Genomic DNA, 16,300 nt, shown 5'->3' on the forward strand with positions numbered 1-16,300 from the left:
GAGACACCAAATCTCGGCCGCAACCCTCCGCTCTCACCCCGCCCACCGATAGTTCAGAAACCTCCACAGCAAATGGAGGTGCACCGCCAGGTTCAGCATCACCCAAACGACCGCCGGCCACGAACGCCTGAACAAACACAAAACCCCGCCCAAAGCCACGAACAACGGAAACGTACAGGATTCGAATCGGATGTAGGACACGAATCGTCCGCTCAGCGCCGGCACCACGCCCAGCATCGCCGTCCAGGCCCACAGGTCCCGGCCCATGAACCACTGTACGGGCAAACTGTACACCAGCAGCAGGAATCCCACGCGGTCCAGCAGTGAACTGTGGAACTCGTGCCACGACCGCACATCGAACAGGCTTTCCCAAAAGCCCCGCAGATCCCACAAGTGCCAGATGGCATGAACCCCCCAGTATTTCTGCGCTTCCACGCCGGCAAAGGCGTTGCCGGTCCACAACTTCATCAGGCCCAGGTACGTCCCCCACCCCAGCACCGGTGCCAACACCAACCCCCAGGCCTTCCCACCCCACCCACTGCCGCCGGCGGTCACCCGTTCCTGCTCCTCCCGCCACCAGCGCCACCGGGGCAGCCATCGGCCCCGCATGTGAAACACCGCCTGCCACGCCAGCGGAACGACTCCAAACACCCCCACCCCGCGCGCCAAAGGCGCCAGATACGCCGCCACCCATGCCGCCCCGAAGCGATGCCGCTCCAAACCCCACCAAAGCACCATGAGCAGCAGAAAAAACAACGACTCGCTGTAAATGAACTGGAAAAACAACGACCCCGGAAACGCCACCAGCGTCGCCAACGCCACGTCGGCCACCCGTTCCCCCCAGCGCCGGGCCGCCACACGATGAAACAGACACCAAGCCCCCGCCGAGAAGAGGTTGGCCAACGCCAGCCCCACCACCACATGGTTCCACCCCGTCAGCGCGCCCGTCAGCCGCACCAGCAACGGCCACAGCGGATAAAACGCAATGGATCGCGCGTCCGGGTTGTAACCCTCCGCGCTCAGATAGAGGTAATGTTCCGCGTCCCAGGTCGCAAAATGCCGTTCCCACCGACCCCGTCCTTCCTCCTGCCAACCCCGGGGAAACCAACCCCGCAAAATCGCCCGCGCCGTCTCCCGCTCGAAACTCGCTTCCCCCTCGAACACCATGAACGCCACCACCGCCGCGTACGCCAGCTTGACCAGCAAGACCGTCCGCACCACCCGCATCCATCGCCCCGGTTCATAAGACCGGTCCCCGCCGGCGGCGGAGGGTCGCGTCGTCTGCTCACGCCTCATGTTGCACAGGAGGATCGTCTTCCCTTTTCTCCGTGTGGACCGCCACCCGCAACGGGTCCATGGGCCGCAACGTCCCCATTCCACCACCCCAGCCGAATCTCAGGTTCATCCAGAAGTTCCAGACGCTCACCAACACGATCGCGTTGAAATTCGAGAGATACACATTCCATCCCAGACCGTGCACCTGCAGGTTCAGCAAAAGCACGCTCAGCCCGATCCCCGCAAGGCAAATCACGTTGAACCGGATCAGCCGCCGCAGCCTGCCCCTCCAAACACGCCACGCGGCCGCACCACCCTCCGCCCCTGCCCGAACCGCAGTTCCGTTCGCCCGCCGATCCCCCCGCTCGGCAAGGTCGCGGAAGGTCCACACTTCGTTCCAAACAAAATTGTTCAACAACGCCGCCTCTGCAGCCAGGGTCTTGCTCAGGCTCAGGTTCCAGCCCAGGCACGACGGCGAGGCCATCACATGCAGAAGCGACATGTCCAGCGCCATCCCGGTCATCCCCACCGCGCAGAATCGGACATACCGGCCGAACAGCCTGGCCCATGCCCGGTTGGTGCATGCACGGCAAAGCGCCGGCCCGCCAGCGCTTCCCGGCTCCACGTGCCAGCCTCCCCTCTTCCCGGAGCCACCCGCACCCGCTCCGATCGCAGTCCCCTGGCCGGCACGGCCTGAATGGACGCCCTCCCGGCAGACGCCCTCCCGGCTTGCCGGGCCGTCGGCACAGGAATTCGTGCCCGCTTTCCTGTTCACCGGCCCGTCCCCTGCCGGGGCCGCCATGTGGCCCGTTCCTGCATCCACAGAATGTCCGGATTTCCCGGCATCGGCGCGTCATCCCGCGGCGGATTCAACGTCCGTTGATCCTGCCAGACATGCCGCTCCACATGCCCGTCCAAAAACACCAGGTTCGCCCCCCGCCGATGCCGCACACCCGGCTTGTCCCGCAAAACCCATCCGCCCGGCCGATCCCGCACAAAATCCCATTGCAGGGCAAAACTCCCGTCGTTGATCGTCTCCACCCGTTCATCCACGAAGGTCAGGAACTGCGAAGGCGGCGGCAGAGTCATCTCGCTGATCTTGCGGTACGTCGTGGCCGCAGGACTGACGATCGAACTGCCCACAAAACAGTTCAACGATACCGTCCGGACTCGCGGCAGCGGCACCGGCCCCAACGGCACCGGGTCACGCGCCTCCGGACATTGCCAGATCGCCACCTCCCCGCCCAGGTATGGCGCCAGCAAACTTTGTCGGAGATAGGCCGTGTTGGTGCAGTCCGGCCCGGGCAAACCCAGCCAACCTTTCACCCACTTCTCGCCCGGCGTATCCCAGTCCCCGTCGGCGTTCGGCGGAACCCGGTCATTGTGATCCTGTGCATAAAGAAGCAGCGCCATGCCGAACTGCCGGAGATTCGACGCGCATTGCGCCGTCCGAGCCCGTGCCCGCGCGGCCGACAAGGCGGGAAACAACAACGCAGCCAGGATCCCGATGATCCCGATCACCACCAGCAGCTCCATGAGCGTGAAGCCACCGGTCCGATACCCCTCAGGACGACCTTGGCTGCCCGGGATCATCACCAAATGTTTAGCCCCACCGCCCACACCGGTCAACCCAGCCCGGGCCGGCCACCTGCCCGCGGTCCCAACCGCACCCGGCGGCGACGCAGCCCTCAGTAAGAGCGCCAGGCACCCCAAGCCACGAGCGTCTCGAACCGGCAGATTCCCATCGAAGCCCACCGGCACGAACCTGGAGCACTTGACCGGCCGAACCCCACCTTCGAATGCGTCTATCACAGCCACCATGGCCTGCCCCTTCAACCATTCCGCCAACCCGCCCGCCACAAGTGGAACGCACATCCCGCTCCGAAGGTTCACGCGTTTCGTCGTCCACCCACTTGACCCGGCCAAATCTCCAACCCTCGCCACGCAGGTCAACCGTCATGACAGCAACCACTCTCACCAAGTGCACATCACCATCTGCCCTGGGTGGGCACACCGCGACGGAGCATCAGCACGGTCAGGCACCCCACTCAACCCGGGCGGCCGACGCGGCAACCCGCCTGCCCCGTGTCACGCGCCTGCCGGGATCACGACCAGCGGCACCTGACCGCGCTTCCCACGTCGCGCGGTGAACCTCCTTTCATGCCCCGGCATGTAACACTGTACAACTCAACGGCTGTCACCCGTTTCTACTCCGACGAATGGCACTCGCCCAGCAGACCGGGCCGCGCGTGCGAGATGCCGTGCCTGTTCTCGCAGATCGTTCATTCTTCCAACAACCGTCGCAGGTTTGGGCGAAATGTCCCAAGACCCTTTTCCGCCCGCTCTGCTGTGCGGTTCGGAACACCACTCCTTGCACCTGCACTTCGTTCCCGCGCAAAACATCCTGCCACTTTGACCAACAGTGATTTTTTTTGCGTGGGACGATCCCGCGGTCTTTCGGTGCCGCGGCATCACATGCCCGGCCCGGCGATCATCGGGTGACAGACGCCCACCGCCGCAACTTCAACTGCCGCTGACGCGCGGGCATGCCTGGCAACCGCCGCCCTGACCGTCGGCCGGGGCGTGCCAGCTACGCCCGGGCTCTGGAGTTTGCCCGCGCTCAGTCCGACACCACGAGGGCCGCCGACTCCAGGTCCAGAAAGAGCGTGGCACCTCCATGCCGCCGCAGGATCGAAGCCGGACACGCGGGGTGGATCGGGCCCGTTAATGCCCGGGCCACAGCCTCCGCCTTACGCCGCTCCGGGACCACCGCCAGCAACCGGCGCGCACTGCACAAGGCCGGAATCGTCAACGTGTACGCATACCGCGGCACAGCCTCCACGTGGGGAAACCACCCCTCGCCCACCTGCTGTCGCCGACTCGACTCCTCCAGCGCCACCAGCTTCACCAGGTCCGGATCCTCGAAATCCGCCACGCCGGGATCGTTGAAGGCCAGGTGACCATTCTCACCTATGCCCAGACAGCACAGGTCCACCGGCGCCTCCTTCAACAGCGCCTCGTACCGCCGAACCTCCTTCAACGGCTCCGGCGCATCCCCACGCAGCTCCTGCACCCGACCCGGCCGCACCTTCTCCACCAACCGCTCCCGCAAAAATCGCCGGAAACTCGCCGGGTGCGCCGCGCTCAACCCGAGGTATTCGTCCATGTGAAATACCTCCACCCGGGACCAGTCCACCTCCCCACGCCCGCTCAAAGCCTCCAAAAACCGGATCTGCGAGGCAGCACAGGCAAAGATCACGCGGGCCCATCCCCGGGCTTCCACCGCCTGCCTCAAGACCGACGCAGCCTCAACGGCCGCACCCGCAGCCAACGCACCCGGGTCCCCGTATACACGCACCTCCAGCGCGTCCACACGAAAACACCGTACCGGCCGGGGCACCGATCCCGGTTCACAACCCGGCTGGATGGCATCCGTCTCTCCCTCTTTCATGGCTTCATCCTCCCGATCCACGCTTCATCCGGCCGCGCACGCCATGGGAAGGGTACACCCCAACCCAGAAAGCGTGGTAGCGCCGACTGACCGCGAACCATGCAGTGGTGTGAAACGGTCCGGGTGCACGGTCAGGTCGGTGCGGATACACATACCCCGGGATCTTCAACGCCGATCACGGGCGCCAACCCGCCTCCCGCCAAGCGCCGGCCGCGGCCGGGATCTCCCGACTCTTGAAAACCGGCGCCAGATGAAACGCTCTGCCGCGAAAGTCCGGTTCGAAAAGTGCCCTTCACCGCCTCTTCCACTGCCTGGCCCGGAAAGGAGTTCTCAAGCCTCTTTTCACAAGGCCGGCCGGCTCCTCGGGTAGCGCCGTCAGGATTGGCTCTGCACGAGCTTCCCGGCTGCGGGGTTCTGTCCAGCCCGGGGCGGCGCGGATGGCTTCGGAACCACGAGGCCGGGCAAAGGGCGCCCGCTCGCGATGATGCCGGATTCACCGGGGGCTGCCCATTCCCGGCCGGAATTGCCCGGCCAGACCGGGCGAGCCCACCCGGGCACACAGATCGGTTGGTTCCCCTCTGCCGCACAAAGCTCCGCAACAGTCGGCGGGAGACCCATACATGGTGATGTGCGGGATCGGACGTTTGCGGTGCGAGGCAGGGAGCGGATTGTGCCCCAGTGGCCCTGTCTCCGGCTGAAGAACCGGACGCAAAACGGGCGGTTGACCACGGTATCGCCGGGCTTGTGTGGTGGAACGAATGGCGGCCCGGATGCAGCAGTCCGGGAAGTTGTGGAGTGGAGGGGCTTGTGCCCGACGGGCGTTTCCCGCGTGCCAGCAGATGGTTTGTGCCTTTTTGCTGCTCCGTCAGGCATGCGGCTGAGGCCGCACCGGAGGGGTTCCCAGCCTCGCATGGCTGACCCGCGGCTCTCCGGCCCAAGCGCAAGCGGATGCATGCTGCAAATTCCGGCAGCCGCAAGTTCAGACAGCCGCCTTCGCCTCTTCCTGTTGCCACTCTGAGTGCGGGCCCGGCAACCTCAGCATCGCGCAGACATTCCGGAATCCGAACGCAGTGACTTACAGGGCAAGGCTCGGAGACAGATTCCGGGTCCCGAACCTTTCGCGCCGTCCAACACTCGGTGCGGCCTCCTCATTGCCCGCCGAGGGGCGCAGGAAGACTGCCAACAGCGTTTGTCGAGCCTTGCCATCAAGCGTGAGCTCTCGCTCGTTTGTTTGACCGGCCGAATCACCGTTTCCTGCCGCGAGCGGCCGCAAAACGCCTTTCGATCTGCTCGGCCTCGGCGATTCGGTTCGACGCACGATACATGGCTGCCAGACTCTCCAAAACCCTGGCCACCGATGGATGGCCCGGGCCCAGCGTCTTCTCCCGGACCGCCAGCGCGCGCCTGTAAAGTGGCTCGGCTTGGGCGTAGCGTCCCTGCGCGCAGTACAGATCGGCCAGGTTTTGCTGAGCCATGGCCACGTTGGGATGCCGGGAACCGAGTGCCTGTTCCATGATCGCCACCACGCGCTTCAACAGCGGTTCAGCCTCGGTGTACCGGCCCAAGGTCTTGTAGAGGATCGCCAGGTTGTTCAGGCTCGTGGCCACGTCAGGATGATCAGGCCCCCCACGCCTTTTCCCCGATCGCCACCGCGCGCTTGCAGAGGTGCTCGGCCTGGTCAAACTGGCGTTGAGCCTGGTGGAGCAGGGCCAGGTTGTGCAGGATTGCGACGACCTCGGGCTGGTCAGGACCCAGCTTGCTTTCTGTGATGGCCAATGCCCGCTTGAACACCGCCTCCGCCTTGTTGTAGGCGCCCTGGGTCTGGTAGAGCCCCCCCAGGTTCACGAGGATTGCGGCCACCCGGGGATGGTCGAACCCGAACACCTTCTCCGCGATCGCCAGTGCTCGCTGCAGCAGCGACTCGGCTTTGCCGTTCTCCCGCTCCATGAAGTACAGCGTGCCGAGACTGATCAGGAGCGACATCACCTCGGGATGGTCCGCACCTCGTCTCCTCTCCAGGATCTCCAGTGCCTGTTTGAAAAACGGCTCGGCCCGGGCATTCTGGCCCAGATCCTGGTAGACTTCGCCAAGGCTCCTCAGGACCTCCCCCACTTCTGGATGGTCAGGCCCCAACGCCCTCTTCAGAATGGCCAGCGCGCGCTCGAGCAGCGGCGCGGCTTTGTCCCGTTCCCCCACCTCCTGGTAGAGCACGGCCAGATTCTGCAGGCTCGTGGCCACGTCGGGGTGGTCAGGCCCGGCGTTTCTTTCGGCAATCTTCAGGGCCCTGCGGGCCAGCTCGATCGCCATGTCATAATTGCCGGCCTGCTGCGCTGAAATGATCAGCTCGTTCAGGTCGTCCCACTCGATACCCGCGTCGGATGAACGGTGCTGCATCGTGTTCCCTTCTGCTTCCGTGTTCGCGCCCAACCGATGAAAAGCCCGCCTCTCCGGGCGGCCTCCGCCACCCGTGCTTGCAAGCAGGCAACCCCTCCGCACCCCGGACAACCGCCTGGACCCCATCTCATGTCTTTTCCCTCTCCGTGCCTTAGCTCACGCACCGGGCAATCCGGCAGGTGTGGGCCGTTGGTTCCCGCCTGGGTTCTGCCACTGAGGTTGCTCAGCGGCGCGAGGAGGCGCAGCCATCACAATACCGCTCCGCCCATCCTCCGGAGGCGCCGGCCGCCGCGTGCACAGCTTGAAAAGCCTCCCGCCTTGGTGTTGCTCCCGCCCTCATGTTGCTCCCGCCCTCATGTGGTCGAGCAACAACGGTCGTTTCGAAGGAATCCGGGTGAAACCGATCGTTTCAACAGCAGGCGGAGCAAAAGCCTTGCTGCCTGTCCCACCCCTGCGAGGAGCGGCCGACTTCAAGACTGTCGCCGAACGAACCGATCTCACTTTCCGGCCGATGTCGCCTGTCTGGCGAACCACGTCCTCAGGCGTCTCCACCTGTGCATGGAACACACGACTGGCACACACTGCACTCATCAGAACGACCTGTCGTCCCCTGTCAAGCGGGAGCCTGGCCGCCCGCACATGGAGAAACCGCGTGGCGATGGCGCCGGGGAGCATCCGTTGACAGGGAGAGAGACGATCCAAACGAATGCCACGCAGCACCGACCGCTCCGTCCCGGGCCAAACAGTTGCCGCTCCGTCCGCCGTTCCGGGACCGCCGCCAGCAACCGGCGCACTCTGCCCAAGACCGGGACCGTTGAAAGCCGGATGACCATTCTCACCGATACCCAGACAGCACAGGTCCACCGGCACCTCCTTCAACAGCGCCTCGTACCGCCCAACCTCTTTCAGCCGCTGCCGCGCATCCCCACAGAGCTCGTGCACCCGACCCGGCCGCACCTTCTCCACCAGCCGCTCCCGCAAAAAACGCCGAAAACCCACCGGATGTTCCGGGCTCAATCCAAGGCATTGGTCCACGTCACACGCCACGACCTGTGACGAGCCAACGCCGGACCATCTCGCCCGCGTTCACGGGAACCGTACTTGAGGCGTTGTGCGGGCGGAAGGCCCCCGCGCCCCTTCCAAACACTGCCGTTCCCGCTGCAATGTCATCGCGGCCTCCTGAGCCGCCGCAGATGCCGGGCCCGCGCCATCCCCCGGACTCGAACTACCAGTGAGAGCGCGCGCCTGAGGAACCCATACCACAGGGCCGGACAGCCCTGCCATGCACGGTTCCATCAAGGACCGTGCGTTCCCTGAACCCTTTATCGGTCAACCCGCCCACCGCACTTGCGCCACGTCGGGTGCTCCGGCCATAAAGCCACCCCTCTGACTCAGGTCGTCACGGCCACCATCTGCCGGGCCCGCCCGAAGCAAGGCCTGCCAAGTGCGCCGGGATTCGGCGGGGGTTTTCATCAAAGCGCAAAGGCGCTCTCGACCCCTTCGGCCCTACGCAGATGAAACAGCCCGGAAAACTGACGTCCGATGCGAAAAAGGGGCTTGACACTCTGCAGAGAGAGAGAGAGAGATTGGGGTCCGGAAGTGGGACTATGCACCGCGCCAGTGTCCAAGGCAGCAACGTCCCCATCGGGCAGTCCACCGCTCCCCTCGGAGCCGTCTCCCCGACGCGAGCCCCCGTATCCCACGGCGTTCAACTCAGAGGACAGCCCTGCAGCAGTGCCACGGCCCGCCACGGCTCGGCCCAAATCCGCATTCAAGCAAACCCTTTCCCATTTCAGCATGCAACGACCTCCTGCAGCAGCCAGGAGCTGGCCGCACGCTTTGCACTACCTGATGAAGCATCGTCCACACCATGCGCGGTACAGATCCAGAACTTTCCCGTGAATCGGCACCCGCCCTTTCGCGGCTGACCTCGTCATGTCTCCCCCCTTGGACGGCGTGGTTCCTGGGCTCCTCGGGCGTGCTCCTCGGGACGCTGGGTCTGGCGAAGCTGGCCGCGTTGTGGACCACCCGGACCGGCCCTCTGTCCGACCCACCCGACCCTGTGTTTCCCATCCTCACCTCCCGAACGATCGAGGCATGTGCAGCAGCCGTTGAGCTTTCGCTGGGGGTCCTGCTGTCCTGTGGTCGCCGACGTTCGTGGGCCCCCTGGCTGCTCGCATGGTGGGTGGCGATGGTGCTGTTGTACCGGGCCTCCCGTTGGCTGCTGGGCACTGCTTGGAAAGTCGGTTGCGGCTGTCTGGGGCCCCTGCCCGCTTGGCTGGGTCTTACCAACACCTTCTCCACGCACCTTGTGTGGGCCATCCTGCTGTACTGGTGCGCGGGCTTGGCAGCCCTCTTCCTCGGCTTCCGGCGGCGATCGTGTCCATCCTTGGCCCTGTCGGCGGCGCTTCTTCTGCCTCGAGCGTTGCACGCCGCCGACAGCGAGCACCTCCACCTCCAAGGCACCATCGTCACCACCTGTTACTTCGAAAACGGCCGTGAACAGAGCCACGCGGTCTCGGCATTCGAGGTTCGAGTGGCGACGGACGCATGGTGGATTCGTAATGGCAACAATCACGCATTTGGAGTGGGCTCCAACAACTTCGGACTCCTCTGGGTGCCCAGCGAGCAGGTGGCTGTCGCGGACGCCCATTTTGGGTATTACCCACTCTTCGAGAGTCAGCCCACCATCTATCCCTGGATAGCCTATTGTAGCGGCATTTTCTTTCGTCATCATGCGGATGACATCCATCACCTTCCACTTCCCGGTTATGTTGCCCTTACCCAACCTGAAGCCCACACCTGCGAGGCTCGTATCACCTTCCTTGACCCTGTTCTTCTCCTTCCCGCGCAGATCGAATGGGTCACAACCCTCGAAAGCCTGAAAAACGCTGCCAATAGCCGATTCCTTCGCCCGCCCCTCCATCCACGCGAGTTCCTTTATTATTACATGGATTACACAACCCTCTACCCGACCGGGATGGTTCGCCAGACGTACAGGGTCCTGGCCACAACCAACCTCGGGCCAAGGATGCTGCCTCTCTCCGCTGAATTCGTCGCGTACCTCCAGCGTGGCCTGTACCCGGACCTCAGCGGCGAACCCACCCCCAAGACGGGCAACGTGCCACACACCGCAAACCTCAAGGAGACGTTCGTGTCGGAACGCTCCCTTTTGACCTTGACCCACGCGGCCGTTGTATCCGGCCCGGTTCCCTTCGACCGGCTCCTCCCCGTCCCGGCGGACGTGACGGACATGCGGCTGCGCTCGCACCGCTGGGGGGTCTATTCCGTTCGCTACAGAGTCCTTTCTCCACCCGGCTGGAAGTTCACCCCGGACGCTGAGCTGACCAACCTTTTCGAAGCAGCATTGCGCAGCGGTCAGACACAAGTGTTGCTCCGGTACGGACTGCGCGCCATGCTGTATCTGGCTTTTGGCCTGCTCGTCGCGCTGCCCCTCTGGTGGATCGGGCGGCACATGCGCCGGGCACGGCCATCTCCGCAGACCATCCCACGACCACGACAACCATGAAAACCATCCGCACATACCAGGCTGTTATTTGTCTGACCGCACGTCCACGTCGCTGGCTGTTGGCAGCAGGCGCTGTGCTCCTGCCTTTCTCCCTTTGTGCCGCCATCCTCTGGCAATACACTTGCCAACCGCTGCCAAAAGAAGAGATTCCACCCGGCTACGATACAGCCGGACTGACGTGCTCCGAGGACCTTGCCTGCGATGACGCCTGTGATGTCTATGAATACCCCGACAATCCCGGGGCAGGAAACTGCGTGTACACAGGCAATTATTGGCAGTACTGCAACCAACGAGATTCCTTCCGGGTCAGGCGGCTCGCGTACCGTGGAAGTTGCAAGCACGGCATCATAGCCAGCGGCCCAGGCTGCTACTGCAGCTACCAAAAGCGCGATCCCGTCATCAGCTATGTGACCGCCAACTGCGGAAGTTGAGCGGCCGTCACTCTCCGTACGTGACGGTCACCGTAAAAGGGTCGTGTTGGCCCGGGGCACGCCGCACGTTCGCATTCCACAGCCTGATTTGAAGCACAACGCAATTAGGCGAAGCCCGTGAGGTCCGTTGGCAGGGCGGCAGACGCAATACATGGTGCCGGGTTCCCCGCTCGGACCCCGAAAAGGACCATGGCCAATCTGACAAGAACAACGTCGACCGGACGTTTTTTTCGCGGCATCCGCCCGAGCTCCCGGTGGCGCGTCCCCGGCGGTCGGGCAGTTGCCCGAAAGAACCTTGCTGAGTAAACCGTGTAAGGATTGGGTCAACGCAGAAGTTTGCCATTCCCTCACTCATCAGCGCCTGTCAACGAGGAGACGGCACGGCCCGGCCTGGCCGTCATCGTCCCGTGTTACAATGAAGGGCCCACGGTGGGGCGGCTTCTCCAGCAGGTCCTCCTCCAGCCCCTGGTCACCCAGGTCATTGCCGTGGACGACGGCTCGACCGATGACACCGCGGTGCGGTTGGCCGCATGGGCAGCCCGGGATCCGCGCGTGCTTATCCTGCGCCATCCGTGCAACCGCGGCAAAGGGGCGGCCATTCGAACCGCTTTGGCGTACGTGCAGGCGCCTTTCGTCCTTATCCAGGACGCCGACCTCGAATACGATCCGGCGGATTACGCGCGGCTGTTGCAACCGCTGCTGTCAGGCAGCGCCGATGTGGTCTACGGGACGCGTTTCGGCCGGGGAGCCGCAGCCCAGACGCCGGGATGGCATCGCCTGGGCAATGGCCTTCTGACGGTCTTGACGAACACCATTATCCGGGCTGCAACCAACGGACGAAGCCACCTGTTACAAGGTTTTCCGTACGTCGCTTTTGGAAAGGCTCGATCTTGCAGAGGATGGCTTTGGTTTCTGTCCCGAAGTCACGGCCAAGTTGGCGCGGCTCGGGGCGCGCATCGTCGAGGTCCTCATCCGTCACCGTAGTCGCTCGATGGCCGAAGGCAAAAAGATCCGGTTACGCGACGGATTCCACGCCCTGGCTCGCCTGTGGAAGCACTCCCGCTCCTCCCGGGCGCGTCCGGCGTCTGCCACTGGAAGCAAGGAAGGCCTGACACGCGCCGGCGCCTTCGCGGGCCCATGGTCCCGCGCTTGCGCCGGCCTGATCGTGACCTTGTGCTCCCTTCTTTATGCTGCGGGGGTAGTGGTTCTGACGGGGTTGATTCCCGGGCCCGGTCGCTGGTACTCCGCAAGTCCCTGGTACCGCATGCAGGTGGCGGCCATCCTTCGCGGGGATCTGGCCCTGAGCCGTAACCCGGCCGACCTGGCGCATGACCTTTGCTGGTCCGAAGGCGGCGTCCACCAGGTCTGGGGTCTGGGGATACCGCTATGGCGACTGCCCCTGGAATGTTTGGCGCGGCTCGCGAATCGGGCTCCGTTCCCTGACATGCTGGCCTTCGGGCTGGCTCTGGCCCTCAGCACTGGGCTGCTGTTGCCTGCACTGGCCAGCCTCTTCGGAAGCAACATGGATTCGACCGTCGGGGTGGCTCCGTGTCGCGAAGACAGAAATCCGGGACCACCGGAAACGGCCGGCCGACCCGGCCAGGCGGGCGACCCGCCGCACGTCTCGGCGCTTCTGGCTCTGGCAGGCGCGGTGCTGGTGCTGCTCCTGTTCCCGCCGCTTTTTCGGCTCCTGCGGAGTCGCTTTTGGGTCTATGAAGAGGCAATTGCCTATGAGTATCTGGCCGGCTTGTGCATGATGGCCCTGCTGATCCGCCTGGCGGTGCGGCCGCGGCCGGCCACGTTCTGGCTTTTGTGCGGGGTGGCCGGATATTCCATGTGGATTCGGCCCACGCTGGTCTTTCACGGTGCAGCCGCCCTGGTGGCCGGGGCATGGACGTTGTTTTACGCGGGCGAAACCGGTGGTTTGACGCCGGTACCATCGGGGCACAGCGCCGGCACCCGGTGGCGATGGTTTGCCCGGCAAGTCGCGCCGGGCACCATCCTCTACGTCTGCCTGGGTCTGGGCCTCTACTGGACCAATCTCCTTCGGTTCGGCAACGGTTTCGAGTTCGGCCACCGCCTCAATATCCAGCCCGGGTTGCACGGATCCATGTATTGCACGCGGTTCGATCACCCGTTCCGGAACGAACCGCTTTGGCGGGCGGCACGGGAATTGTTCGGTTTCCTTTTCCTGCCGCGACATCCCAATCCGGCGTTCTGGTCGGATCCCACAGCCGTAACGGGAATCTCCCCCACCCCGCGATGGCGGGAGGTCGCCCATCTTGCCTACGACCCGTTCTACCTCGTCTGGGCGGCTGCAGGATGGGTTTCGGCAGGGTTTATGATCCGGCGTCTGATGCGTCGGACGTGCGGGGCTTACACGGAGTCGGCCCGAAACCAGGACACGATCGAACGTCACCCGATGGAGGTCACGGGTACCGATCGCACCCTGATGCCGGCCGTGGCCTCGCTGGGTCTGCAATCGTTTTTGGCAACGATGGCCCTGGGCGGCTTTTATCTCCGAAACTGCGTGATCAGCACCCGCTACATGTTCGATTTCATGCCCGCGTTCGCAGCCGGCATGCTGGCGGCCTGGCTTGCTTGGACGCGGTTCTGCAGAAGGAGACGCCGCCCGGTGCGATGGTTGGCCATGTCCCTGGTGGCCATGTCGGCCTGGCTGAGCTGGCAAATGGATCAGAGGCTCGGCAACGAGCGCCAGCCCCGGGCGCTCTCTTGGAACGAGGTCCTCCAGAGTACGCGCCCGGAAAGGCAGCAGCAGGTCCGGATCCCGGCCGATGGTTCCTACGAAGGTCCGGAGGAAGCCGCGCAAGCGGGCATGCTCCAAGACGCCTGCGGCTGGAGTCCGAACACAGGCCATCTCATGGCCTCGGCGTACTTTTTTGTTCGAGACCCGGAGTTCATCGAACTGGATCTGGCGATGGATCCGAACATCCCGCTGTGCGCCGACCCGCGTCATGTCCGGGCGAAGATCGGCCTGGAGACGCTTCGGATCGAAAGGGCCGAGCAAACACCCGATGGATGGCGTCTCCGATTCGCCGGCCCCACGCAGTCCCGATACCGGCGCGGCGTTCAGCCACTCTTCGTCGCAACCGTTCTGCCCGAACAGGTCGCGGAAGCGAATCCTTCCCCCTGGCGCCTTCTGCAGTTGCGCTGGCGGGCGGGTCCGCATCAGCCGCAACAGCAGGACGAACACCCGCAGACACGGTGACCCGGCCGGCAGAAGCATCGGCCCTGACGGGGTGCGTTCGGAAGGCCGGACGCCCCGGACCACGCCGCTCTCCTTTACAAGTCCGGACCCGGACGACACCGGAGCAGCGCCGTTCTGCAGGCCGTTGACCTCCAAAAGCAGCGGAGTCAGGATCCGCCCGATCGGAGTCGTTGCACCAGTCGGGCCATTTCGAGGGCCGTGTGGGCGGCCTCGAGCCCCCGGTTGTGACGCGGGTCCAGGCATCGCTTGACCGCCTGTTCCCGGTTTTCCAACAGCAACACCTCGTGGATCACGGGGATCCCGTGCCGAAGCTGGATTTCCATGAGGGCCCGGCTCACCGCTTCACCGATGTGCGCCGCGTGAACAGTCTCGCCGCGCAGGATGACGCCCAGACAGAGGATCGCCACCGGCGCCGCACCGGTCTTGGCGAGCGCGCGCCGGGCCAGCAGTTCGGTCGCCAGCGGGATTTCATACGCCCCCGGCACACGGACCAGCTCGACCTGCGCTCCGGCCTCTTCGAGCGCCCGGCGGGCAGCCCGGACCATGGAGTTCACATAACGACCGTTGTAACGGGAGGCCACGATGGCGAAACGGCCGGCCAGGTCCCGCACATGGGAAGTTCGAACCTTTCGCAGCATAGGTGTGGAAGGTGGGTCGAAGCCCGACCCCGTTCAGAGGAGGTGCCCCATCTTTTCGCGTTTCGTCTTGAGGTACCTGCGGTTGTAGGGGTTGGGGGGGATCCGCAACGGGATTTGTTCGACGATCTTCAGTCCGTGCCCCGCAAGTCCGACGAGTTTCTTGGGGTTGTTGGTCAACAGCCGGATGGTGTGCAGGCCGAGATCGGCCAGGATCTGGGCCCCGAGGCCGTACTCGCGCAGGTCCATGGGGAACCCGAGCTTGTGATTGGCTTCCACGGTGTCGAGCCCTTCTTCCTGAAGCCTGTAAGCCCGGATCTTGGCGGGCAAACCAATACCCCGGCCCTCCTGACGCATGTACACAATGACACCCCGGCCTTCCCTGGCGATCCGCTCCATGGCGGCATGGAGCTGCGGCCCGCAGTCGCAGCGGAGCGAGCCAAACACATCGCCGGTGAGACATTCGCTGTGGACGCGGACCAGGACGTTCTCCTTCCCGGCGACCTCGCCCATGACCAGCGCCAGATGGTGCTGGCCGTCCACGCGGGACCGGTAAAGATGGAGCTGGAACATGCCGTACGGCGTGGGAAGTTTCACCGATTCCACCCGCTCGATCAGCTTCTCGCGGGCGCGACGGTACCGGATGAGGTCGGCGATGGTGCAGAGTTTGAGCTTATGTTTCCGGGCGAAGCGGCGGAGTTGCGGCAGCCGCATCATGGACCCGTCCTCGTTCATGATCTCGCAGATGACCGCAATGGGACGCAACCCGGCCAGTTTCACCAGGTCCACCGCGGCCTCGGTATGACCGGCCCGCTGCAACACCCCGCCAGGTTTGGCCCGCAGGGGAAAGACGTGCCCGGGCCGAACCAGATCGTCGGGCACGGCCGTCGGATCCGCCATCACCTGGATGGTGCGGGCCCGGTCCGCCGCGCTGATGCCCGTGGTGATCCCCTTGGCGGCGTCCACACTGACCTGAAAATCGGTCCGGAAAGTGTCGCGGTTGTCCTTGACCATGCTGTCGATGCCCAGTTGTTGGAGGCGTTCGGCCGTCGTCGGCACACAAATCAGGCCGCGGCCGTACTTGGCCATGAAATTGACCGCCCGGGGAGTGACGAACTGGGCAGCCATCACCAGATCGCCCTCGTTCTCCCGGTCGGCATCGTCCACCACAATGACCATGCGTCCCTTGCGCAGGTCGGCCAGGACGGACTCAATGGAGTCGAACGAAGCCCGCATAACCCACCCACAGGGTACGCGAACCCGGCCGGTTCGCCAGTGGCAAAACCGGTGGCCACGGCCCAACGCTCCCTGGATCCGGCCCGAAAAACCCTCCCCTCCCCGGCCCCGGCCGCACAA

At 64.5% G+C, this 16,300-nt stretch carries 12 protein-coding genes; 4 read left to right on the forward strand and 8 right to left on the reverse strand.

Annotated features, from left to right (window positions below; all coding sequences use genetic code 11):
• Window positions 1–33: 33 nt before the first annotated feature.
• The 6 genes from ACPDIX_RS07525 to ACPDIX_RS07550 all read right to left on the reverse strand — a co-directional run bounded on the left by ACPDIX_RS07525 (window position 34) and on the right by ACPDIX_RS07550 (window position 7,120).
• Complete coding sequence (locus tag ACPDIX_RS07525; protein ID WP_423431165.1) at window positions 34–1,296, reverse strand: mannosyltransferase family protein; 1,263 nt, start codon at window positions 1,294–1,296, stop codon at window positions 34–36.
• On the reverse strand, window positions 1,286–2,077 hold the full coding sequence (locus ACPDIX_RS07530) for a GtrA family protein (protein WP_423431166.1): 792 nt from the start codon (window positions 2,075–2,077) through the stop codon (window positions 1,286–1,288). The genes ACPDIX_RS07525 and ACPDIX_RS07530 overlap by 11 nt, the downstream gene beginning before the upstream one ends.
• Entirely contained in the window at window positions 2,047–2,868 is an 822-nt protein-coding gene (locus ACPDIX_RS07535; RefSeq protein ID WP_423431167.1) for a prepilin-type N-terminal cleavage/methylation domain-containing protein, read from the reverse strand. The genes ACPDIX_RS07530 and ACPDIX_RS07535 overlap by 31 nt, the downstream gene beginning before the upstream one ends.
• Before the next feature lie 1,027 nt (window positions 2,869–3,895).
• Window positions 3,896–4,726, reverse strand: coding sequence for a glucosamine-6-phosphate deaminase (locus ACPDIX_RS07540; RefSeq protein ID WP_423431168.1), 831 nt, complete (start codon window positions 4,724–4,726; stop codon window positions 3,896–3,898).
• A 1,244-nt stretch (window positions 4,727–5,970) separates the two neighbouring features.
• On the reverse strand, window positions 5,971–6,333 hold the full coding sequence (locus ACPDIX_RS07545) for a tetratricopeptide repeat protein (protein ID WP_423431169.1): 363 nt from the start codon (window positions 6,331–6,333) through the stop codon (window positions 5,971–5,973).
• 10 nt (window positions 6,334–6,343) lie between these two features.
• Window positions 6,344–7,120 (reverse strand): tetratricopeptide repeat protein, encoded by a 777-nt coding sequence (locus tag ACPDIX_RS07550; RefSeq protein ID WP_423431170.1) that lies wholly within the window; start codon window positions 7,118–7,120, stop codon window positions 6,344–6,346.
• A 1,870-nt stretch (window positions 7,121–8,990) separates the two neighbouring features.
• Here ACPDIX_RS07550 and ACPDIX_RS07555 point away from each other — a divergent pair.
• The 4 genes from ACPDIX_RS07555 to ACPDIX_RS07570 all read left to right on the forward strand — a co-directional run bounded on the left by ACPDIX_RS07555 (window position 8,991) and on the right by ACPDIX_RS07570 (window position 14,309).
• Window positions 8,991–10,649: a hypothetical protein gene (locus ACPDIX_RS07555; RefSeq protein ID WP_423431171.1), complete on the forward strand. Its 1,659-nt coding sequence runs from the start codon at window positions 8,991–8,993 to the stop codon at window positions 10,647–10,649.
• On the forward strand, window positions 10,646–11,080 hold the full coding sequence (locus ACPDIX_RS07560; protein ID WP_423431172.1) for a hypothetical protein: 435 nt from the start codon (window positions 10,646–10,648) through the stop codon (window positions 11,078–11,080). The genes ACPDIX_RS07555 and ACPDIX_RS07560 overlap by 4 nt, the downstream gene beginning before the upstream one ends.
• A 336-nt stretch (window positions 11,081–11,416) precedes the next feature.
• Window positions 11,417–12,064, forward strand: a complete 648-nt coding sequence (locus tag ACPDIX_RS07565; RefSeq protein ID WP_423431173.1) for a glycosyltransferase family 2 protein — start codon at window positions 11,417–11,419, stop codon at window positions 12,062–12,064.
• A gap of 217 nt (window positions 12,065–12,281) precedes the next feature.
• Window positions 12,282–14,309: a hypothetical protein gene (locus tag ACPDIX_RS07570; protein ID WP_423431174.1), complete on the forward strand. Its 2,028-nt coding sequence runs from the start codon at window positions 12,282–12,284 to the stop codon at window positions 14,307–14,309.
• A 146-nt stretch (window positions 14,310–14,455) separates the two neighbouring features.
• Here ACPDIX_RS07570 and ribH read toward each other — a convergent pair whose 3' ends face one another.
• Entirely contained in the window at window positions 14,456–14,947 is a 492-nt protein-coding gene (ribH, locus tag ACPDIX_RS07575; RefSeq protein ID WP_423431175.1) for a 6,7-dimethyl-8-ribityllumazine synthase, read from the reverse strand.
• A gap of 33 nt (window positions 14,948–14,980) precedes the next feature.
• Entirely contained in the window at window positions 14,981–16,180 is a 1,200-nt protein-coding gene (locus tag ACPDIX_RS07580) for a bifunctional 3,4-dihydroxy-2-butanone-4-phosphate synthase/GTP cyclohydrolase II (RefSeq protein ID WP_423431176.1), read from the reverse strand.
• Between the last annotated feature and the right edge of the window lie 120 nt (window positions 16,181–16,300).

The sequence above is a fragment of the Limisphaera sp. 4302-co genome, assembly GCF_049537155.1.
GTDB lineage: Bacteria > Verrucomicrobiota > Verrucomicrobiia > Limisphaerales > Limisphaeraceae > Limisphaera.